Raw genomic sequence first — 19,684 nt, forward strand, 5'->3', positions numbered from 1 at the left:
ATGGTGACCACGGATAACCTCAAAAGTTACTTCGACAAGGCCCGCCGATTCGATCAGGACCGGGTGATCCAGGTCGAGCGCTCCGCCCGCATCGCTTGGTTCATCGCTGCTTGCGCCGGTACGCTTGCTGCCGTTTCCGTCTTTGCCGTTGCCGGCCTCACGCCTTTGAAAACCGTCGAGCCCTTCGTCGTGCGGGTCGATAATTCCACCGGTATCGTCGATGTGGTCTCGGCGCTGACATCCACCGCCGGCACCTACGACGAGGCCGTCACCAAATATTTCGCGGCCAAATATGTCCGCGCCCGCGAGGGCTACGTCTGGAGCGAGGGCGAGGAGAATTTCCGCACCGTCGCGTTGCTATCGACGCAGCCGGAACAGACTCGATTTGCCACAGTCTACCGCGGCAGCAATCCCGATTCCCCGCAGAACATTTATGGCCGCAGCGCCACGTCGCGGATCAACATTGTTTCCATCTCGCTGATCAACGCCAATGTGGCATCCGTCCGCTATATGAGGACCGTGACCCGCGGTGACGAGGTGCGCACCACGCACTGGGTTGCGACCCTGACCTTCTCCTATGCCAGCGCTCCGATGTCCTCGACCGACCGGCTGACCAATCCGCTCGGCTTCGTCGTCAGCGAATATCGCGCCGATCCGGAGGCCATCAATTGAGACCGCACTTTCTCCTTCCGCTCATCCTGGCCACCGGGTTTTCGTCTGCAGCGCTCGCCCTCGAGACGCCGCGCGGCGCCGCGCAGGACAGCCGCATCCGTTTCGTCGACTACCAGCCCTATAACATCACCAAAGTCGTCGGCACACTGCGGTCTTCGGTGCAAATCGAATTCGCCGCCGACGAGGAAATTGCTCATGTGGCGCTTGGCAACAACGTTGCTTGGGAAGTGGCGCCGGCCGGCAACATCCTGTTCCTGAAGCCCAGGGAAAATCAGCCGGTGACGAATATCTCGGTCGTGGCGACACGGCGGGACGGCTCGACCCGCAGCTATCAGATGGAACTCACCGTCCGCGACGGCAGCGTCGAAGCCGGTCAGAACACCTATTTCTATGTGAAATACCGCTATCCCGCTGATGAGGCGGAGCGGCGCCGCCAGGAAGCAGCTGCGCGCGCGCAGGCGGCACAGGCCGGCGAGGCCGATCGCGTGCTTGCCCTTCACGAAGCTTATGGACCGCGCAACTGGCGTTATTCGGCGCAAGGGTCCCAGGCGCTCGAACCGCAAGCGGTCTATGACAACGGCAAGGTCACCACCTTCGCCTTTGCCGGCAACCAGGAAATGCCGGCGATCTATATGGAAAATTCCGACGGCAGCGAAAGCCTGGTTCCGAAGTCGGTCGACGGCAATCTCGTCCTCGTTCACGCGATCAGCCGCAAGTTCATACTGCGCCGTGGCGGCGACGTGCTTTGCGTCTTCAACGAAGCCTACGATCGCGTCGGCACCAATCCCGAGACCAACACGACGTCACCATCGGTCGAACGCGTCGTCAAAGTGCCGCCCGGCGCGGCGCAATAGGAGGTGACATGGCCGAGGAAGAGATTACCCAGATTCCGGGCGAGCGCGCCGAGACGTCGGCCGGTGGCCGGCTCGACAATAACCCGATCCTCAAACGCGGCGCTGTCGCCTTGGCGATCGTCGCCTTTGTCGCCTTCGCTCTCTGGTCGATGCGAGGGCAGGACAAGCCGTCAGACGGTGCCCAGCCGGAGCGCGTTGTCATCCGGCAGACATCGGATTTCGAACCGGCGAAGGAGCCACAGCCGGTGGCGACACCGCCGCAGGTTCAGCTCCCGACGCCTGTCGCCGCCGAGCAGGCGCCGACCGACGATGACAAGCTGCTCGACGCTGCCCGCCGTGCGCCGGTCATCGCCTATGGTGGCGAGAAATCGCCGGCGACGCGGCGGCAGGATCAGGGCGAGGCGTCGGATCAGGCCTCGAATTACGTGCCGCTCGGCAACAATCAAGCAGACCTCGGCTCGCAGGGCGAAAACGAAGATCAGCGCTTCAACCGCTTGCTGACGCCGACGCAATTGCAGGGATCGCGTGCAGGGACGTTGGGCAATCGCGATTTCATCGTCGCAATGGGGACATCCATTCCTTGCGTTCTCGAGACCGCGCTCTCCTCCGATCAGCCGGGGTTCACGAGCTGCGTCATCAACCGGGACGTTCTTTCAGATAACGGCCGCGTGGTGCTGATGGAAAAAGGCACGCAGGTCGTCGGCGAATATCGCGGCGGCATTCGCCGCGGGCAAAAGCGCCTGTTCGTTCTCTGGAACCGGGCGAAGACGCCGAAAGGCGTGATCATCACGCTGGCATCGCCGGCAACCGATGCGCTTGGCCGGGCCGGCATCGATGGTTATGTGGACACCCATTGGTGGGAGCGGTTCGGCAGCGCAATGCTCCTGTCGATCGTCGGTGATGCCAGCTCTTATGCCAGCAGCCGGCTGCAGGACAGCGATGTCGACGCGCAAAACACCACCAGCGCCGGTCAGCAGGCGGCGGCGATCGCCGTCGAGCAATCGATCAACATTCCGCCGACGCTCATGAAACATCAGGGCGAGCTGGTTTCGATCTTCGTCGCACGCGACCTCGACTTCTCGAGCGTTTATCGGCTTCGCGTGACCGAGCCCCGCAATCGCGTCTACGACCGTGCTGTCCTTGGGGATTTCAGCCCCTCCTCGAAGCTCGTGACAAAATAGGTTCGGCAATGACTGAAGCTGCCGACGCCGGCGTCGTGCGCGAACTGCTTTCGCCGCTATCACGCTTCCTGCGTGACAAGACCCTCTATGAGGTCATCGTCAACCGGCCAGGGCAGGTTGTCACGGAGGGGAGACAGGGATGGCAGACCTATGAGATGCCCGAACTCTCTTTCGACAGGTTGATGCGTCTCGCCCGCTCGGTCGCGAGCTTTTCCAATCAGGCGATCGACCAGACGCGACCGATCCTGTCGGCGACGTTGCCGGATGATGAGCGGATCCAGATCGTCATCCCGCCGGCAACGACGAGGGGAACCGTCAGCATCACCATCCGCAAGCCGTCCTCCGTGTCGCTGACCCTTGAGGATCTCGATCATGGGGGATTGTTCGCCGATGTTTTGCGGGTCGACGGCGACGGGAGCCGATCGGACCAAAGGCTGTTGGAATACTATCGCATTGGCGCCTACAAAGCGTTTCTCCGGGAGGCGGTGTTTGCAAGAAAGAACATCATCATCTCCGGCGCAACCGGGTCGGGAAAAACAACTCTATCGAAAGCGCTGATCCGCCACATTCCGCAAAGCGAGCGGATTATTTCGATCGAAGACACTCCGGAACTGGTGGTCCCGCAGCCCAACCACGTTCGACTGTTCTATTCCAAAGGCGGCCAGGGATTGTCTAAAGTCGATGCGAAGGATCTGCTGGAATCCTGCTTGCGCATGCGGCCCGACCGCATCCTACTTCAGGAGCTCCGAGACGGCACGGCATTCTACTACATCCGCAATGTCAACTCCGGCCATCCTGGCTCAATCACCACCGTCCATGCCGACTCCGCCCGCCTCGCCTTTGAGCAGCTGACTTTGCTGGTCAAGGAGTCGGAGGGTGGTGGGGACCTCGAACGGCACGACATCCGCGAGATGTTGACGATCGCGGTCGACATCATCATCCAATGCAAGCGTATCGACGGCCGGTTTCGGGTGAGCGAGATCTACTATCGAGACGCCACGACTGACCTCGGCCGCTCTTCGTCGGATCGAGCTTAACGGGTTGCTTCCGGGCCTCTAACAATTCTGTCGGTCTCGACCGTCAGTCCAATTGTGCTGCCTTCTCACGCAGGACCACTGAAAACGCGCGGAGCCCCTGATGGTCCAGTGCATCAATGAATTCGTGAACCGCCGGCACCGTCTTGCGTAAATTCAACCGGGCGTGCCTGATGCTGTCGATCAATGCGCTCGAAAAGGTGGAATGGAGGCCCACGAGGAAATTGTCTGGCGATACGCAGGTCACCCCATGAGGCCGAAGGTCCGCGGCTGGGAAATCCTTGAGATTCCACGTGACAATCACAGAAGCCTTTCCGGCGATGGCTGCAGCTAAAACATGACGATCATCCGGATCCGGTAGCGAGAGGTCGGGGATGAGAATTCGGCGGTTGCCGACATCGGCATCGGGCAAGACTTTTTTGATCCGATCACGGGTCGCTTCCAGACGGGGGAAGGGTATCTCGGGTGAGCCGATGGCCAGATTGCGAATCCACTCGGCGTGGATGTCGTCGGTCCAGCGTGCGTCGACGAGACCGTCGAAAGCACACTGGACCAAGACATTACGCAAATGGAAAGGGTAGAGGACGCAGGCATCATAGACCGCGACAGGCGGCTTAGAGGCCATGATTGACGATCAGATCCTCTGTGTCCTCGGCCAGCGCGTCGAGGCTTTTCTGGCGAGCATCGAGCTTGGCCTTGAGCGAGAGAACATCCTTCAACTTGGCTCGGCGGTGCTTGCCGACATAGCGGAAGGGCAGATCGCCGCGATCCATGCGCAGCACCACGAGAGGACGTGAGATGCCGAGGATGGTGGAGGCGTCGGTCGGGCTCAATTCCTGATCTTCCGTGAGCACGGCAACACGCTTGCCGCGCAACAGGTGATCGAGGAGTGCTTCGACAGGCGCGAGAGCCGAGGCTGGGAGAGAAAGGGTTTGAAGTTGTCCACTTTGACGGCGAATCCGTAGTTCCAGTTGGTCGCCCTCCGCCAGATTTGGCATAGGCGCGACGGCCTTGCGGTCGCGATCCGACAATTTGGTAAATTGAAGAACATGGCTGGTCATGGCGAACACCTCTGACCATGTATATAGGGCAAGTCGCTCATAACTGCAATAACTGAAATATCCTCCGCTTTCCATCTCCGATTTCCGGGTGCCATAGGAGCGCGCGGCGAACGAGCTCGACCCGCCAACTTGAAGCGTGGGTTACCGCCAACGGCAAGCGCTCCGCTTCCGATGTGATCGTGCAATGCAAAGGGGCCGCCTCACCAACTATGCAGAAAAATAGGGCCGCTGGAAAACCAGGGCCCTTTAAGGTGTGAAGGTCAATAACCTCCAGAGGGGAACAGCTGATACGATGGCACTGGGAGGAAAACCATCGACTGCATCAACTGGAGGCAATATGCTCATATTTTGACCGCTTGGTAAAACATTTTTTGTGCAGTGCAGCTATGCAGAAATGGCAGAGAGTTCTCTGGGCCGATTTGACCGGGATATAGCTTCACGCATTCGAGATCGCCCGGGCGATGGCTTCCTTTTAGGGCGCCTACGTCGCTGACCAAGGAGGCTGGTGTGGATCATGGCAGCCGCGGCATTTCGCCGTCGGCCACACGCCAGATCCACGGCGTCATCTCGGCTCTCGCGGCGATCATCTCATTCAGTGCAACGTCATAGTCTTCGTCGGCCTTCGTCGGAACGATGAACATGGCGATCGGCGCTGGCTTTGCCTCCGGTAAGGTCACGGAGGCAATCGGCTGGTCGCGCGAAAGATCGAACCGGAGTCCTTTCACGCTTCTTCGCTTCAGGCTTGAGAGCCGCTCCAGGAGACGCTGTTCATGGATGGTTTCGAACGGGATCCAGTTCTCATTGACCACCATCAGCGCCACTTCCTCGACCGAAGCTATCCCCGCTCCCGAAATGCCGAACGTGGCGATGACGATGAGATGAAACCCCTCGTTGGATCGCCACAGTTCCAGTTCGGTTTCATATCGGGCATTCAACCGTTTCCACGCACCCTCATCGAGCATGAAGGGGAAAGGCAGGTGGCGCACCAGCATCTTCTGGCCATCGCGCGCTGAGGAAAATTCCTTTACCTCTCCGACGGTCATCATCAGTTTCCGCGGACCGGGACCGGTTAACTGGGCTCCGGCCAACATCGCTGCGCGCCTGGCGGAGATCCCTTCCTTGTCCTCCTGATGAAACACTTCCGGCACGAACAGGATGTCGCTAAGCGGACCGCCGCGGACAATCATCTGTCGCGCTGCGTTCAGCAGGCTGCTGCGGACGCGACCCCAGCCGCGTCTCCCAGCCCACAGCGCCGTCCATTCAGTCAGTTCCCCTGTCTCCCAGAGATAATGGAGCATGGCCTTGAGCGACAGCTTTTTCGGATCGTTTCGCACCGTTTCCGACGGCTCCGAAGATGAGGCCGAAGCCGATCGGTTCCCTCGTTTCGACAGCGAGAAATCGAGTTTCAGCACAGCCGCGCCCGTCGCTGCGTCGATCTGGATGGCATTGCCGATCAATGGACCAAGACCCGACAGCTCATATGGCGGTTCATAGGATGGGCAGCCGGGATCGTGATCTCGTCCTGAAAGCGGCATCCGTTTGATCAGGAATTGGCCATCCATCCGGGCGATATACATCGGCACCGGCGGTTGCCGACACGGGCAAAGTGGCCTGAGCTTCTGTTCGTAAGCGCGTTCGAGCTGCGGCAGAAACTCTGGAGAACTGTCGTCGAACGCCTGGTTGCCGATCAAAAACTGTCGCACGTCGTTCCTCCCTTGCCTGGCCAAAGGCTGATCGAGCCGTAAAAGGAAGGCGTAGCATGAGCTTCGCGCACTTTACTAGCGCAAAATAGTTAGTATGTAAATGTTACGGCCGCTGGGGCCGATTTCAACGCCAAGGCAGGAAAGAAGATACGTGCATTCCAGCCTCCAAAAATTAAAATTAACGATCATGATAATTAGAAGTCAACGGTGCGTTGATTAGAAGTCAGCCGGTCAAAATGTAGAGGCTGCGCCAGCATGAAGTGAGTTCTAATCGCGTGCTACCCAGCCCTTCGAGCCGGCCGGCACTGAACCGCCGATCACCTTGCCGCCTTCCGACTGCCCGATGGCTGCCGGCGTCTCTACATCGCAGCTGACGCCGATGCGGCCGGCCGGCACGTATCGAGGGATTGAGCTACCGCGCCCAGGCGCTGGGGATCCTGCCGCTAGTGCTTGCCCCGGAGTTCGGCGACTTCAACGAGGATCTGCGCCGGCTCAGTCCGGAACGGCTCATCGCTAATCTCAGGGCGCAGCTCGTTCTGAAACGCTCTGGCCTTTCTGCCCGCATGATCGAGCCGGACGGGGAAGGTGAGGGCGTGAGGGCCTACAGGATGGCAGGTCTCTGCCGGTCGCAGCACGGGTAGGCGCCCGCCCGCGGGCCTGCCGAGAGGCGACCCTTACCATGCGGCGGGCGGGCCTTCAGCGGGTCGCTCAGGTTTCTTCCCCTGGCTTGGGCCGCGTGCGGCCCGCCATTCCTGGCACAGCAAGAAACCTCCCTTCCGCCGCCCGGCGCTTCGCCGCGGCGTCAGGCGCCGCGGTTCCGGCCCGTCTGCCGCGTGGACAGGGATCGCCGTCAGGCCGCGAGAGGCGCGGCCCAAATCCGACGGAGACCATCTGAACCTAAGTCTTCCCATCGACGACGCCTTCGAGCCCCGCCCCGCCTCGTCCCCAACCGACCGTTTCATCTACGAGATGCAGATCTACGGCCATCGCCCCTTCCAGGATGAACCGGACCCGCGTCCGCTGCCGGAGGAGCCGGTCGTCCAGTCGGCGCTGACCGCCATGTTCGATGCTCTATTCGAAATGCTCGGCAATACCCGCCTGGAGCCCGATCTCGAAGACCTCCTGTGGTCGACGGTCAATCTCTTCCACCGCGCCGGCGAGCGCATCCAGCGGGAGCTTCAGCGTAATGAGGATAGCCAACGCAACGGTCAGCGCGAGCAGGACGGCTCGGAGGTCAAGAGTGTCGAGTTGGAGCGCCTCGTTGCCGAAGGCATCACGCTGCTTGAGCGCCGCAATGCCTTCGAGTTCATGCGCGCCTATGCGGGCGACCACTTCGAAGCCAATGCGGCTCGGCATGGCGGCCGCGGACGGGCTCCAAGGTCAGCCACGCCAACATGACCGCGGCGATGATCGACTCCAGAGACTTTCCATCCGCCCGCCGGCGCGCCGAGACCGAAGTGCTGATCCCGGCAGGCACCAAGATCGCCTTCGGCGGCGGCATCGACTACAATGATCACGAACGAATCTGGGCGAAACTCGATCAAGCCCTCGCCAAATATCCCGACATGGTGCTGCTGCACGGCGGCTCGCCGAAGGGCGCCGAACGTATCGCTGCCTGCTGGGCAGAAGCGCGCAAGGTGATACAGATCGCCTTCAAGCCGAATGGACGAAGCACGCCAAGGCCGCACCGTTCCGCCGCAATGACGACATGCTCTCGGTCATGCCGGCTGGCGTCGTCATCTTCCCCGGCTCCGGCATTACCGGCAATCTTGCCGACAAGGCCCGCCGACTTGGCATCTCCGTTTTGGCAAGCGGCGGGAGATGGCGCGTAAGCGCCATCTGTCCATACGGCTGAAGGAGATGCTTGCATTTCGCAAAAATTGTGTACACATTTGCCGCTGAAACGGAGCTTCGCCATGACCCAATCTCGGCAGCAGATACCATCTCCCCGCCGTGTCGGCGTGCGGGAATTTCGCGGCAACCTGACGTCTTTCCTCAAGCAGGTCGAAGACGGCCAGCGGTTCGTCCTGACGTCGCATCACAAGGTTGTCGCCGAAATCGGCCCGCCGTCAGCCGGCGTCGTCATGCGGAAACCAGGCGCGTTGCGCGGAAAGATCATAGTTGCCGATGACTTCGATGGTCTGCCGGCGGATGTTCTGAAGTCCATGGAAGACGGGACGTGAGGCTGCTGCTCGATACACATGCCTTGCTGTGGTGGCTGAACGACGACGAGAAGCTAGGGAACCATGCGCGTCGCCTTATTGGCGATCCCGAGAATGATGCCTGTCGTCAGTGCTGTCTCCCTTTGGGAAATCACTGTGAAGCTGCGCATCGGCAAACTTGATGCCGATATCGAAGAGATTGTTGCGATTTTGCCGGATCAAGGTTTCGACCGGCTGGATATCTCGGACGCGCATCTTATCGCTCTCGCTGCTCTTCCACTTCATCACCGCGATCCTTTCGATCATCTGCTCATGGCGCAAGCCGTGGCGGAGGGAGCGTATTTGGTTTCGGACGATCAAAATGTCGCGCTTTATGGCATTCCGTTTGTGACTTGCTCCGATCCTGTTGCCTTGTGATCTCACCGAGCTTGGCTCCGCGGATGAAGCCGGCTCAGATCGTTCCGGTTGCGTGTTTGCCAATGGCGATGTACCTGGCGACCCATCGGCGGCTCAGGTGCTTGGGAGCGGGCACGTTTGGGGAAGATCACTCATTCGACGCCCGCGTGAACAGCTTCACCCGGGATTGGAGCACGGTCTGCAGACGGCAATGCGGTGCCGCGGCGACCTCGCCGATCAGCAGAAATGTTATCGAGGTGCTCACAGCCTGCCGCAGCCGGGAGCGGGCGAGGGTATTATGTTGATCGACATGCGGGCGAAGCGTCCGTGGAGTGTGCGGCCAATATCCCCCAGTGCTTGGACCGGGAGGCCATGGTTTGTTGTCTCCTTCGATTGCCCCGAACCATTCCCGTTTTATATCGCTCGTATAGACGACCGCCTGCTTTGGCGGCCAACCCCTGAAGGGGTAAGACTCGCCCGAAATTTTTGCAAAATTCGATTTCGGTTCGTTTATCCTGGTGGAAAATAGAATTTTGCAAAATTTTCAGGCGAGCTGACCGCAGCAGGTCGGCCGTCTCTTCGTGCGCCATCGGGAATGGTCCCGAGCAACCGAAGGAGACAACAACCATGGCCACCACGATCGCAACGCTCACGCAGAAGACCGACGGCATCCTCGAAGGCGTCTTCGCCACGATCCGGGTCAACGCCCCGATCGCCATCGTCCCAAATGCCAGCAAGGCAAGCGAAGAAGCGCCCGACTACCGCGTCATTCACCGCAAGACGGGCTTCGAGATCGGCGCCGCCTGGAACCGCATCGCGCGGCAGACCGGCGAGGAATACCTCTCAGTGAAGCTTGAGGCTCCCGAGATCGGTGTGATCTTCGGCAATCTCGCACCGGCACCCGGCGGCGATCCTAGCAAGAAGGTGATCCTCTGGAACAGCCCGAACTGAAGAACAAAGCGAGCGGCCCCGAGCAATCGGGGCCGGCTTCGCCGTATCTCAGGTTTTGCGCGCAATAGCGGGATTGAAAGCGGGCATCGAGCCCGCCTTCAATCCTCCTGTCGTGCCACACGAGACCAAGGACCCTGTCTGCTCAGATACTTGAAGTCTGCCGTGAGGCTCGTGCCGCCTCAAGGACTTCGCGGCCCCTCCAATTTTCAGCCGGCGCCCTGAAGGGCACCGTCAGAAAATCGGTTCCTCCGCTCGCCGGCTCCGCCGGTCGCTGACGCGATCCTTGACCCGGCCCGATCCTCACGACCCCGGGCGTCATCTTTCACATTTCAGGAGACGACGACGATGACGATTGCACTCGAAATTCAGGTTGAGGAACTGCGGGCCGAGCTCAGGAACGCCGATCCGGCTGAGCGCCGCCAGATCGAAGCGGAGCTGGAGATCGCTCGGGCCGAACTGAGGGTAGCGATCGCCGAGCAGGAGGGCGCCATCGACGCCGCGCCACCCTTCTGAGGCGGCGTTTGCCTCCTCGCCTGGGCCGGCACGCCGGATCGACCGGCGCGTCGACCCGAAGCTGCGCTTCACGCCGATAATTACCGGCAAGGACCAGGAAGACTTCCGCGGACAGCCCGGACCATGGGTTCCCGTCCGACATTTGTGTTCGGCCTATAGCCGCGCGCCCGTTTTGATCGGAGAAGTTCGAGGAACATACGGACTGCATCCTCCTCTCTGTCGAAGTGATGCACCATGGCTTGTCCGATCGTTCCGATGCGTCCCCATCGCCGCGTCAGGCATGGTGTGCCGAACAACGTCGGTTCGATTGCGAGCGCGTAGAAGCGCGCCATGTTTTTCGTCGCGTCCCTGCGTTCGATGTAGAGCTGATAGGGTTGAGTGAGCATGACGGAGAGTCGCCTCTTCCAGCTTTTGCGTCTAACGACACTTATGAATCGGTCGGCCCACACCGATTCATTTTTGTGATGATCGTTGAAGCCGAAGATCATGGATTTGGGCGAGCCGGCCAATCGGCGGCCGGGTGCTATTCGCTCCGCTCACGGAGCCCGAACACCGTCTCCGCCTCCGGTCACGCCCCCTCTCGCGGAATGACGTGAGCGAATTGCCCAGCCGCAGGGCGGCGGTTCTATCCTCGACACCTCCTGCCGGCTCACGCCGGAAACGGTCGCGTCCCCTTCGGGTCCGCGGGTCTCTTCTCTCTCTGACGTCCAATTTTACTCCAGCAAATCCGGCGTCAAGGACGGCGCGTCTCCCCCAATTTTTCCGCTGCTGCGTTTCACTGCGCTCTGGAAAAATCGGTTCCCCCGCTTGCGAGCCGCGTTCCGCGGTCCTTGACCCCTCTTTGCAAGAGAGTGGCCGATCTCCGTCATCAACGAAGGAGATCACATTATGACAACCGATCAGAACCTCATACTCTACACCAAGTTTGCCGGCTTCCGGCTCGTCGTCCTGGCAAACCGCTTCGGCTGCGACAGCGATTTTTCGCGAGAGCTTCACGATCGCCTGGTTGAGGGGCTCGACGCGGCAATCGATCGGATCAGCGTCATCATGGAATTGGAACGAAGTGTTCTCATCGGGGAGGATGAATTCGCCGAATATCAGCTGGAGGGCGAGATCGAGATTTTCGGGCGCTTCACTATCAATCTGCTGGACGAACTCGAAATTGATTACGACACGCATGAATTCCGCGTCAACGGCGGCGATTGGATGAGCGCTTGGGCTGCCGACGACACTGGCGTCGATATCAACTATCCTGAGCTCGTTGCGCTGATTGCGGACGAACTCGGCTCGCTGGCGCCGATCATCAAGGATATCACGTTGGCAACTCGCATCCCGGTCTATGCGGGGCGCGTCGTTTGGTCATGGTGGTAGCAGCACCATCTCACATACTGAGAGGCGACAGACGAGGTTGCCTCTCAGTTGCCGATGGCCCTCAAGTGAGCCGAGGAAGGACGGCTGCGAAGTTTCACAACAATCGCAGTAATGTTGTAAATGCTGTAAATTCCAGCGATAGCAAGGAAGCCCAATGCCGAAGCCAAGCGGGACGTATTCAACCAGTGACCTCTCATGTAAATCCGGCGACATCATCGCCGAGGCGCTGCGTCATCCGGTGACGATCGCCCAGCGGAACAAACCCCGGCTGGTTCTCCTCAATATCGAAGATTATCAGCAACTGATCAGGCAGGCAGACCGACGCACCGTCGGCACTATCGAAACGATGCCCGATGAGCTTTTTGCCGAACTCGAAAACGCCGTCGACGCCTATGCCGGCGAGGACGAGGTGGGCCGCTCATAAAACCACGATCATAGCACCGGTTTGACGAAACGATTGACCTTCGCTGCCTGATCCATCTCCTTTCGCCGGAAGTAGATCGCCCGGCCGCAGCGGATCGGACTATGCCCCTGGACGATGATGATCTGCTCGTCCTTCCTCATCGACTGGGTGATCTCGTGCGGCATGATCAGCGGCCGGCGCTGGAAGTTGACGTTCTCGGATCTCCTGGATGCATTGTTCTTCGTGTCCCAGCCGATGTTGCGGGAACTGCCCTTCACCTCCACCGTCATCTCGCCACATTGCGCAGAGAGGTTGCGCGCCGTGTCGAGCGCCTTGATCGCTGCGTAAGAGGCGAAAGCGCAGCCATCGATCCATGACGTCGCGCCATCCTTCCCGAAATGCCGCTCCAACTGCCCGACCGACTGGTACATCAACATCATCGAGATGCCGTACTTGCGGCCGCGGTCGCGCGCCTCCTCGAGCACCCTCATGTAGCCGAGCAGATCGACCTCATCGAGCATGAACAGCGCCCGGCGCTGGAAGGCGCCGTCGGCCTGCACCATGGCGTTGATGAGCGAGCCGATGATCACACGAGCGATGCCCGGATAGGAGCGCAAGATCGATGCGGAGATGTTGAGGAAGACGTCCTTCTTGCCCGAAACGATATCACTCGATTTGAAGGCATTGCCGCAGACGAGCGCGGCATAGCTGTCGAGCGACAGCCACTGGGTATCCTTCGATGCTGTGGAATAGACGCCCGAAAACGTCTGCTCGGTCATGTTGGTGAAGACGCCGAGCGTTTCGCGGATGAAGGCCGAACCGGAATGCTCCTGAATGTCGCGCAGCATAGCGAGCACCGAGGGCTCCGGTTCGGAAACGATCTGGCGGAGACTGCGCAAGCTTCGCCGGCCCTCATATTCGGGCGAGAGCATCACATGGGCGAGCAGACCGGTCAGGAGGTTGTGCGCCTGGTTCTGGAAGTAGGATCCCGTCGAGCTTTCGAAGCGAAGGCTTTCCGACAGCAGCATATGGGCAATGCCGACGATGTCCTCTTCCTTTTGCTTGGATGCTTCGATCCCGTCGAGCACGTTGAAGCCCATGATCGGGTTCGTCGGATCGAGCACCATGACCTCGCGCCCGAGCGCATTGGTGCGGTGCTCGACGACCATGGGCGCGACCTCAGTGGAAGGATCGAGGCAGATCATGGGTCCGGTATATCTGAGCGCCGTCGGCACGACGTTGCTGGTCGTTTTGTATCCGCCCGATCCCGCGAAAAACAGCATATGGGTGGAATCGAAGTCCTGTCTGTAGGTGAGCAATGGCGCCTTCCCGCCCTGTCCCCATGTGCTGCGATCGTTTACATCGAAGGGAAGCGCATGGATGATTTCCTTGTCGACCCGATAACGCTCGCCGACCACGATTTCCCCATCCGGCGGGAACAGCTTTCCTGCTGCCGCCATCGGCAGCCAATCGGCATCTCCAAATATTCCACGCCGGGCACGCTTGATTTCATCTGGCACGACGACGGAGATGCGGGCGGACACCGCCACTGCCATGAAGCCGGCGACGGCAGCAATGACTGCGGCCATATCAAGATAGGACAGCGCTCGATCCCACGGAACGACCCGGGCCTGCACAGTAGGTGCAAGCCGGCCGAATTCGCGCAGCGCATAGAAGGCGGCAACGCTGAGAAAACACAAAAGACTTGCCATGGCGACCGGCCTTCGCCGATGCAGCGGCAAGACCCACACGGTCAGAAGTCCGGCAAGAGGTCCGAACAGTAGAGGCGGTACAGGTGCTGCCCGCAGGAACCAGTGTTCTATCTTCCCGGACATGCCGGCGGCGAGTCCCGGCCATCGCCAGCCAACAATGTAGATTGTGATCGTGGTGACGGCGATCGGTACCAAAACGAGTAACAGGCTCGGATGCGGTTTCCCTCTTAGGCCCATCTTACTTTCTCCTCGAGATGCGATGAACCGTTCCTCAGAGAGGGGGCCTTGAAAGCCTCTTCGCCGATATCGCGCAGCCGCCGATGCTCGATGGAGCCTGGGACGAGCCTTGCCATTTCTATGAGGCCGCCGAGCAGGAACGCCCGATCCGCCTTCGATAGCCCGGCTTTGACGACGATCCCGCCGAGCAGGATCTTTTCGCGCGTGTCGCGCTTGCGCTCAGCCGTCATTTGGAACCTGCCCCTGCGCTCCAGCGCCGCTATCTGCTGGTCGACGCGTTTGAGGAGTGGGGCCAGCGGCGCCTTTCCTTTCCCCCTTCCGAAATCGCGCGGCGGTTTCCTCGATGATCCGATCGACCTCCTCGTCGGCGATCTCCATCTCCGCCAGCCCGGTTCTGGTCGCGGCGCGGGCAAACCGCTCGGCCGATTTAACTATCAACAATCGTTTGCGTTCGCGCAGCTTTTCGATCTGGGCGTCGAGATCGGAAATCGATGATTTTGTCGCCATTCCTGGTTCCTTTTCTGCTTTGATGTCGAAGGTGCGATTATACTAACTAGAATAAAACAGTAAAATGCGCTACCGTGCAACCAGAAAAGCGGCATCGGCCCTTCGGTCCGATCTGTTTGAGGGCGCAATATACGTCGCTGTCGCGACGTGCTTGGGCCAGTCTGGAGACGCCAGTGGCGATCATGTTCGTCAGAGCGCAGGTGATCAGCAGGGGATCGGGACGCAGCATCGTCTCGGCTGCCGCCTATCGCCATCGCGCCCGGATGATGGACGAGCAGGCCGGCACGTCGTTCAGCTACAGGGGCGGGGCGTCGGAGCTCATGCATGAGGAACTGGCGCTGCCGGATGAGATCCCGGATTGGCTGCGGTCGGCGATATCAGGTCAGTCCGTCAGCAAGGCCAGCGAAGTGTTTTGGAATGCGGTCGACGCTTTCGAGACGCGGGCGGATGCACAGCTCGCCCGCGAACTGATCATCGCGCTGCCGGAGGAGCTGACGCGGGCCGAGAATATCACGCTGGTGCGCGAATTCGTCCGCGACAATCTCACCTCGAAAGGAATGATCGCCGACTGGGTCTATCACGACAAGGACGGCAACCCGCACATCCACCTGATGACGACGCTCCGGCCGCTGACGGAGGAGGGGTTCGGGGCAAAGAAGGTTCCAGTGCTTGGTGAGGGTGGCAAGCCGCTGCGTGTCGTCACGCCGGACCGCCCGAACGGCAAGATCGTCTACAAAGTCTGGGCGGGCGACAAGGAAACGATGAAGGCGTGGAAGATCGCCTGGGCGGAAACGGCCAACCGGCATCTGGCGCTGGCCGGACATGACATCCGCCTCGACGGTCGCTCCTATGCCGAACAGGGCCTCGACGGCATCGCGCAAAAACATCTCGGGCCGGAGAAGGCGGCGCTGGCGAGGAAGGGCAGGGAGCTCCACTTCGCGCCGGCCGATCTCGCCCGCCGTCAGGAGATGGCCGATCGGCTGCTTTCAGAGCCGGAGCTTTTGCTGAAGCAGCTCGGCAATGAACGCTCTACCTTCGACGAGAGGGATATCGCCAGGGCGCTGCACCGTTATGTCGACGATCCCACCGATTTTGCCAACATCCGCGCCAGGCTGATGGCGTCGGACCAATTGGTCATACTGAAGCCGCAGGAGATCGAGGCAGAGACAGGAAAGGTGTCGGAGCCCGCGATGTTTACGACGCGGGAGATGCTGCGCATCGAATACGACATGGCGCAGTCGGCGCGGGTTTTGTCGGAGCGTCGCGGCTTCGGTGTTTCCGAGCGGAATGTGACGGTGGCGATCGAACGCGTGGAGAGCATCGAGAGCGGCGATCCCAAAACTCCGTTCCGGCTCGATGCAGAGCAGGTCGATGCTGTCCGTCATGTCACCGGTGATGGTGGCATTGCCGCTATTGTAGGCCTTGCCGGCGCCGGCAAATCGACGCTGCTTGCTGCCGCACGTCTTGCCTGGGAGGGCGAGGGACACAGGGTGATCGGTGCAGCCCTTGCCGGCAAGGCCGCAGAAGGGCTGCAAGACAGTTCCGGCATCAAGTCGCGGACACTTGCCTCCTGGGAACTGGCCTGGGCCAATGGCCGCGATACGCTCCATCGCGGTGATGTGCTGGTGATCGACGAGGCCGGCATGGTGGCCTCGCAGCAGATGGCCCGTGTGCTGAAGATTGCCGAGGAGGCTGAGGTAAAGGTCGTGCTGGTCGGCGATGCGATGCAGCTGCAGCCGATCCAGGCCGGTGCTGCCTTCCGGGCAATTACCGAACGCATCGGCTTTGCAGAGCTTGCCGGCGTGCGCCGCCAGCGTGAGGCCTGGGCACGTAATGCCTCACGGCTGTTTGCCCGCGGCGAGGTCGAGAAGGGCCTCGACGCCTATACCCAGCAGGGCCACCTGGTCGAGGCGGGCACACGCGAGGAAACGATCGACAGGATTGTGGTCGATTGGACAGAGGCACGCAAACACGCAATCGGTCGCTCGATCTCCGAGGGCAGGGATGGCCGTCTTCGCGGTGATGAACTGCTGGTGCTCGCCCACACCAACGACGATGTCCGCAAGCTCAACGAGGCGCTGCGTGAGGTGATGGCCGGCGATAATGCCCTCGGCGAAAGCCGCAGCTTCCGGACCGAGCGCGGGGCGCGAAAATTTGCCGCCGGCGACCGCATCATCTTCCTGGAGAACGCCCGCTTCCTCGAGCCGCGGGCCAAGCACTCCGGGCCGCAATATGTCAAGAACGGCATGCTCGGCACGGTCACCGCGACCGGCGACAAACGCGGCGATCCGCTGCTGTCGGTTCTGCTCGACAATGGCAATAAAGTCGTCTTCGGCGAGGACAGTTATGACAATGTCGACCACGGCTATGCCGCAACGATCCACAAATCTCAAGGGTCGACCGTCGATCGCACCTTCGTGCTCGCCACCGGCATGATGGACCGGCATCTGACCTATGTGTCGATGACCCGGCATCGCGACCGCGTCGATCTTTATGCGGCGAAAGAGGATTTTGAGCCGAGACCGGAATGGGGACGCAAACCGCGTGTCGATCATGCCGCCGGTGTCACCGGCGAGCTTGTCGAAACCGGCGAAGCCAAATTCCGGCCCGAGGACGAGGATGCCGACGACAGCCCCTATGCCGATGTCAGGACGGACGACGGAACCGCCCATCGGCTCTGGGGCGTCAGCCTGCCGAAAGCGCTCGACGATGCCGGCATCTCCGACGGCGACACCATCACGCTGCGCAAGGATGGTGTCGAGCGGGTCAAGGTCCAGATTGCCATTGTCGACGAGGAGACGGGTCAGAAGCGTTACGAGGAGAGGGAGGTCGATCGCAACGTCTGGACAGCCAGCCAGGTCGAGACCGCTAGCGCACGACAGGAGCGCATCGAGCGGGAAAGTCATCGGCCGGAACTCTTCAATCCGCTTGTCGAACGCTTGTCGCGCTCCGGTGCCAAGACGACGACGCTCGATTTTGAGAGCGAGGCGGGCTATCGCGCCCAGGCGCAAGACTTCGCCCGGCGCCGCGGGCTCGATCATCTCTCGCTTGCTGCCGCCGAGATGGAGGAAAGCCTTTCCCGGCGCTGGACGTGGATTACCGCAAAGCGAGAGCAGGTGGAAAAGCTCTGGGAGCGGGCAAGCGTGGCGCTCGGTTTTGCCATCGAGCGGGAACGGCGCTTCGCCTACAACGAGGCGCGAACTGAATCCCACACCATCGCGAGCGCAAGCGCTGGCGAACCACAGTATCTGATCCCGCCGAGCACGTCCTTCGTTAGGAGTGTCGAGGCGGATGCGCGGCTGGCGCAGCGTTCGTCACCGGCCTGGACGGAGCGGGAAACGATGCTGCGACCGCTGCTTACTAAGATCTACCGGGATCCGGATGCAGCACTTGTCGCCCTGAATGCGCTCGCCTCGGACACCGGCACCGAACCCCGCAGGCTCACTGCTGATCTTGCCGCAGCACCCGACCGGCTCGGCCGGCTGCGTGGCTCCGAGCTGATCGTCGACGGAGGCGCGGCGCTTTCCGAGCGCAAGGTCGCAAAGGCAGCCCTGGAGGAACTGCTTCCCCTGGCCCGGGCCCATGCGACCGGGTTCCGCCGGAATGCCGAACGGTTCGAAATGCGTGAGCAGACGCGGCGCTCCTACATGTCATTATCGATCCCGGCGCTTTCCGAGCGCGCGATGGCGCGCCTTATGGAGATCGAGGCGGTGCGCAACCGGGACGGGGACGACGCCTATAAGAGCGCCTTTGCGCTTGCCGCCGAGGACCGCTCGGTCGTGCAGGAGATCAAGGCGGTCAGCGAAGCGTTAACGGCACGCTTCGGCTGGAGCGCATTCACCGCGAAGGCGGATGCGGTTGCTGAACGCAATATGACCGAGCGTTTGCCGGAAGATCTGACGGCCGGCCGGCGCGAGGAGCTGGCCCGGCTGTTCGAAGCGGTCAAACGTTTTGCCGAGGCGCAGCATCTCGCCGAGCGGCAGGATCGCTCGAAGATCGTCATGGCTGCCAGTGTTGTTCGGGGCCAAGAGACAGAGAACGGACCGGGGAAGGAGAATGTCGCCGTGCCGCCGATGCTTGCTGCCGTCATCGCGTTCAAGACGTCGGTCGACGATGAGGCTCGATTGCGGGCGCTCTCCAACCCTTTCTATCGCCAGCAGCGTGGCGCATTGGCCAACGCCGCGACAATGATCTGGCGCGATCCGTCGGGCGCCGTCGGCAAGATCGAGGAGCTGCTCCGGAAAGGCTTTGCTGCTGATCGCATCGCCGCCGCGGTGACCAATGATCCGGCCGCCTATGGGGCTTTGCGCGGTTCTAATCGCCTGCTGGACCGGATGCTGGCGTCCGGCCGGGAGCGGAAAGAGGCGATGCGGGCCGTGCCGGAAGCTGCAGCGCGCCTGCGCGCGCTCGGTGCGGCCCGCCTCAATGCCCTCGATGCCGAACGCCAGGCTATCACGGACGAACGGCGGCGCATGGCGGTTGCCATTCCAGCTCTTTCGAAAGCTGCGGAAGAGGCTTTGGCGCACCTGACGGTCGAGGTGAGGAAGGACAGCAGGAAGCTGAGTGTTTCCGCCGCTTCCCTCGAGCAGGGCATTGCCCGGGAGTTTGCCGCTGTCAGCCGAGCGCTCGACGAGCGCTTCGGTCGCAATGCCCTCGTCCGGGGTGACAAGGATCTCATCAATCGGGTCCCGCCGGCGCAGCGCCCGGCCTTCGCGGCGATGCAGGAGCGGCTGAAGGTCCTGCAGCAGACTGTCCGTCTGCAGAGCAGTGAGCAGATCATAGCGGAGCGGCGCCGAAGGGCTGCTAGCCGCGCTCGCGGCATCAACCTCTGAGACTCGAAGAAAAGCGGGGGGACGAAATGGTTGGTCGATTGGAAAAGCACTACGACCCGATTGTTCCGAGATCGATCTTCCTTTGGGTGGCGGAG

17 protein-coding genes and 3 pseudogenes are annotated in these 19,684 nt (G+C 61.1%); 13 read left to right on the plus strand and 7 right to left on the minus strand.

Features of this window, described 5'->3' with window-relative positions; translation table 11 throughout:
• Genes ATY75_RS18880 through virB11 form a run of 4 tightly spaced genes read left to right on the plus strand, consistent with a single transcriptional unit; the run spans position 1 to position 3,744 of the window.
• A complete protein-coding gene (locus tag ATY75_RS18880) occupies positions 1-672 on the plus strand; it encodes a virB8 family protein (RefSeq protein WP_088938750.1) in 672 nt (223 codons plus the stop codon).
• Positions 669-1,526: a P-type conjugative transfer protein VirB9 gene (gene virB9 / locus ATY75_RS18885; protein ID WP_088938751.1), complete on the plus strand. Its 858-nt coding sequence runs from the start codon at positions 669-671 to the stop codon at positions 1,524-1,526. Before ATY75_RS18880 ends, virB9 begins: the two co-directional genes overlap by 4 nt.
• An 8-nt stretch (positions 1,527-1,534) precedes the next feature.
• Positions 1,535-2,707 carry a type IV secretion system protein VirB10 gene (gene virB10 / locus ATY75_RS18890; protein WP_088938752.1) on the plus strand — a complete coding sequence of 391 codons (1,173 nt, stop codon included), beginning with the start codon at positions 1,535-1,537 and terminating at the stop codon, positions 2,705-2,707.
• A gap of 8 nt (positions 2,708-2,715) precedes the next feature.
• Complete coding sequence (gene virB11 / locus ATY75_RS18895) at positions 2,716-3,744, plus strand: P-type DNA transfer ATPase VirB11 (protein WP_037146974.1); 1,029 nt, start codon at positions 2,716-2,718, stop codon at positions 3,742-3,744.
• A 43-nt stretch (positions 3,745-3,787) separates the two neighbouring features.
• Here the strand turns inward: virB11 and ATY75_RS18900 are convergent, their stop codons facing one another.
• From ATY75_RS18900 to ATY75_RS18910, 3 genes are all read right to left on the minus strand, one after another.
• Entirely contained in the window at positions 3,788-4,366 is a 579-nt protein-coding gene (locus ATY75_RS18900) for a PIN domain-containing protein (RefSeq protein WP_008536010.1), read from the minus strand.
• Positions 4,356-4,802, minus strand: coding sequence for a DNA-binding protein (locus tag ATY75_RS18905; RefSeq protein ID WP_245317600.1), 447 nt, complete (start codon positions 4,800-4,802; stop codon positions 4,356-4,358). The genes ATY75_RS18900 and ATY75_RS18905 overlap by 11 nt, the downstream gene beginning before the upstream one ends.
• A 512-nt stretch (positions 4,803-5,314) precedes the next feature.
• Positions 5,315-6,505, minus strand: a complete 1,191-nt coding sequence (locus tag ATY75_RS18910) for a DUF1173 domain-containing protein (protein WP_037146978.1) — start codon at positions 6,503-6,505, stop codon at positions 5,315-5,317.
• Positions 6,506-6,814: 309 nt separating this feature from the next.
• Here ATY75_RS18910 and ATY75_RS35105 point away from each other — a divergent pair.
• From ATY75_RS35105 to ATY75_RS34650, 6 genes and pseudogenes are all read left to right on the plus strand, one after another.
• A pseudogene (locus tag ATY75_RS35105) lies at positions 6,815-7,072 on the plus strand (toprim domain-containing protein); the annotation flags it as partial.
• Between the two features lie 324 nt (positions 7,073-7,396).
• Positions 7,397-8,337 (plus strand): annotated as a pseudogene (locus ATY75_RS18915) (DUF2493 domain-containing protein).
• Between the two features lie 84 nt (positions 8,338-8,421).
• Positions 8,422-8,688 (plus strand): antitoxin of toxin-antitoxin stability system, encoded by a 267-nt coding sequence (locus tag ATY75_RS18920; protein WP_088938769.1) that lies wholly within the window; start codon positions 8,422-8,424, stop codon positions 8,686-8,688.
• Positions 8,685-9,084: pseudogene (locus tag ATY75_RS18925) on the plus strand (type II toxin-antitoxin system VapC family toxin). Before ATY75_RS18920 ends, ATY75_RS18925 begins: the two are co-directional and overlap by 4 nt.
• Before the next feature lie 606 nt (positions 9,085-9,690).
• A complete protein-coding gene (locus ATY75_RS18935) occupies positions 9,691-10,014 on the plus strand; it encodes a DUF736 family protein (protein WP_004676095.1) in 324 nt (107 codons plus the stop codon).
• 345 nt (positions 10,015-10,359) lie between these two features.
• Positions 10,360-10,527 (plus strand): hypothetical protein, encoded by a 168-nt coding sequence (locus ATY75_RS34650; protein ID WP_004676096.1) that lies wholly within the window; start codon positions 10,360-10,362, stop codon positions 10,525-10,527.
• An 80-nt stretch (positions 10,528-10,607) separates the two neighbouring features.
• On the opposite strand, the gene ATY75_RS18940 is transcribed toward ATY75_RS34650, so the two are convergent.
• Positions 10,608-10,913, minus strand: a complete 306-nt coding sequence (locus ATY75_RS18940; protein ID WP_004676097.1) for a WGR domain-containing protein — start codon at positions 10,911-10,913, stop codon at positions 10,608-10,610.
• A 502-nt stretch (positions 10,914-11,415) separates the two neighbouring features.
• Here ATY75_RS18940 and ATY75_RS18950 point away from each other — a divergent pair.
• Positions 11,416-11,898, plus strand: a complete 483-nt coding sequence (locus ATY75_RS18950) for a hypothetical protein (RefSeq protein WP_004676098.1) — start codon at positions 11,416-11,418, stop codon at positions 11,896-11,898.
• 154 nt (positions 11,899-12,052) lie between these two features.
• Entirely contained in the window at positions 12,053-12,322 is a 270-nt protein-coding gene (locus ATY75_RS18955) for a type II toxin-antitoxin system Phd/YefM family antitoxin (protein WP_088938754.1), read from the plus strand.
• 8 nt (positions 12,323-12,330) lie between these two features.
• Here ATY75_RS18955 and traG read toward each other — a convergent pair whose 3' ends face one another.
• Genes traG through ATY75_RS18970 form a run of 3 tightly spaced genes read right to left on the minus strand, consistent with a single transcriptional unit; the run spans position 12,331 to position 14,757 of the window.
• Positions 12,331-14,250, minus strand: a complete 1,920-nt coding sequence (gene traG / locus ATY75_RS18960) for a Ti-type conjugative transfer system protein TraG (protein ID WP_004676100.1) — start codon at positions 14,248-14,250, stop codon at positions 12,331-12,333.
• Positions 14,241-14,480 (minus strand): conjugal transfer protein TraD, encoded by a 240-nt coding sequence (locus tag ATY75_RS18965; RefSeq protein ID WP_004676101.1) that lies wholly within the window; start codon positions 14,478-14,480, stop codon positions 14,241-14,243. Before ATY75_RS18965 ends, traG begins: the two co-directional genes overlap by 10 nt.
• Complete coding sequence (locus ATY75_RS18970; protein ID WP_088938755.1) at positions 14,470-14,757, minus strand: TraC family protein; 288 nt, start codon at positions 14,755-14,757, stop codon at positions 14,470-14,472. Before ATY75_RS18970 ends, ATY75_RS18965 begins: the two co-directional genes overlap by 11 nt.
• A gap of 173 nt (positions 14,758-14,930) precedes the next feature.
• Here ATY75_RS18970 and traA point away from each other — a divergent pair, with 173 nt between their 5' ends.
• Positions 14,931-19,589 carry a Ti-type conjugative transfer relaxase TraA gene (gene traA / locus ATY75_RS18975; protein WP_088938756.1) on the plus strand — a complete coding sequence of 1,553 codons (4,659 nt, stop codon included), beginning with the start codon at positions 14,931-14,933 and terminating at the stop codon, positions 19,587-19,589.
• The last annotated feature ends 95 nt before the right edge of the window (positions 19,590-19,684 follow it).

Source organism: Rhizobium sp. N122, assembly GCF_002211295.1.
GTDB lineage: Bacteria > Pseudomonadota > Alphaproteobacteria > Rhizobiales > Rhizobiaceae > Rhizobium.

Bases quoted from the DNA above. Each gene is read 5' to 3' on its own strand.
- virB10 (WP_088938752.1), top strand. From the start codon at position 1,535: ATGGCCGAGGAAGAGATTACCCAGATTCCGGGCGAGCGCGCCGAGACG.
- ATY75_RS18950 (WP_004676098.1), top strand. From the start codon at position 11,416: ATGACAACCGATCAGAACCTCATACTCTACACCAAGTTTGCCGGCTTC.
- ATY75_RS18920 (WP_088938769.1), top strand. From the start codon at position 8,422: ATGACCCAATCTCGGCAGCAGATACCATCTCCCCGCCGTGTCGGCGTG.
- ATY75_RS18940 (WP_004676097.1), bottom strand. From the start codon at position 10,913: ATGCTCACTCAACCCTATCAGCTCTACATCGAACGCAGGGACGCGACG.
- ATY75_RS18905 (WP_245317600.1), bottom strand. From the start codon at position 4,802: ATGACCAGCCATGTTCTTCAATTTACCAAATTGTCGGATCGCGACCGC.
- ATY75_RS18935 (WP_004676095.1), top strand. From the start codon at position 9,691: ATGGCCACCACGATCGCAACGCTCACGCAGAAGACCGACGGCATCCTC.
- virB11 (WP_037146974.1), top strand. From the start codon at position 2,716: ATGACTGAAGCTGCCGACGCCGGCGTCGTGCGCGAACTGCTTTCGCCG.
- ATY75_RS18970 (WP_088938755.1), bottom strand. From the start codon at position 14,757: ATGGCGACAAAATCATCGATTTCCGATCTCGACGCCCAGATCGAAAAG.
- traG (WP_004676100.1), bottom strand. From the start codon at position 14,250: ATGGGCCTAAGAGGGAAACCGCATCCGAGCCTGTTACTCGTTTTGGTA.
- ATY75_RS18880 (WP_088938750.1), top strand. From the start codon at position 1: ATGGTGACCACGGATAACCTCAAAAGTTACTTCGACAAGGCCCGCCGA.
- ATY75_RS34650 (WP_004676096.1), top strand. From the start codon at position 10,360: ATGACGATTGCACTCGAAATTCAGGTTGAGGAACTGCGGGCCGAGCTC.
- ATY75_RS18900 (WP_008536010.1), bottom strand. From the start codon at position 4,366: ATGGCCTCTAAGCCGCCTGTCGCGGTCTATGATGCCTGCGTCCTCTAC.
- ATY75_RS18965 (WP_004676101.1), bottom strand. From the start codon at position 14,480: ATGACGGCTGAGCGCAAGCGCGACACGCGCGAAAAGATCCTGCTCGGC.
- ATY75_RS18955 (WP_088938754.1), top strand. From the start codon at position 12,053: ATGCCGAAGCCAAGCGGGACGTATTCAACCAGTGACCTCTCATGTAAA.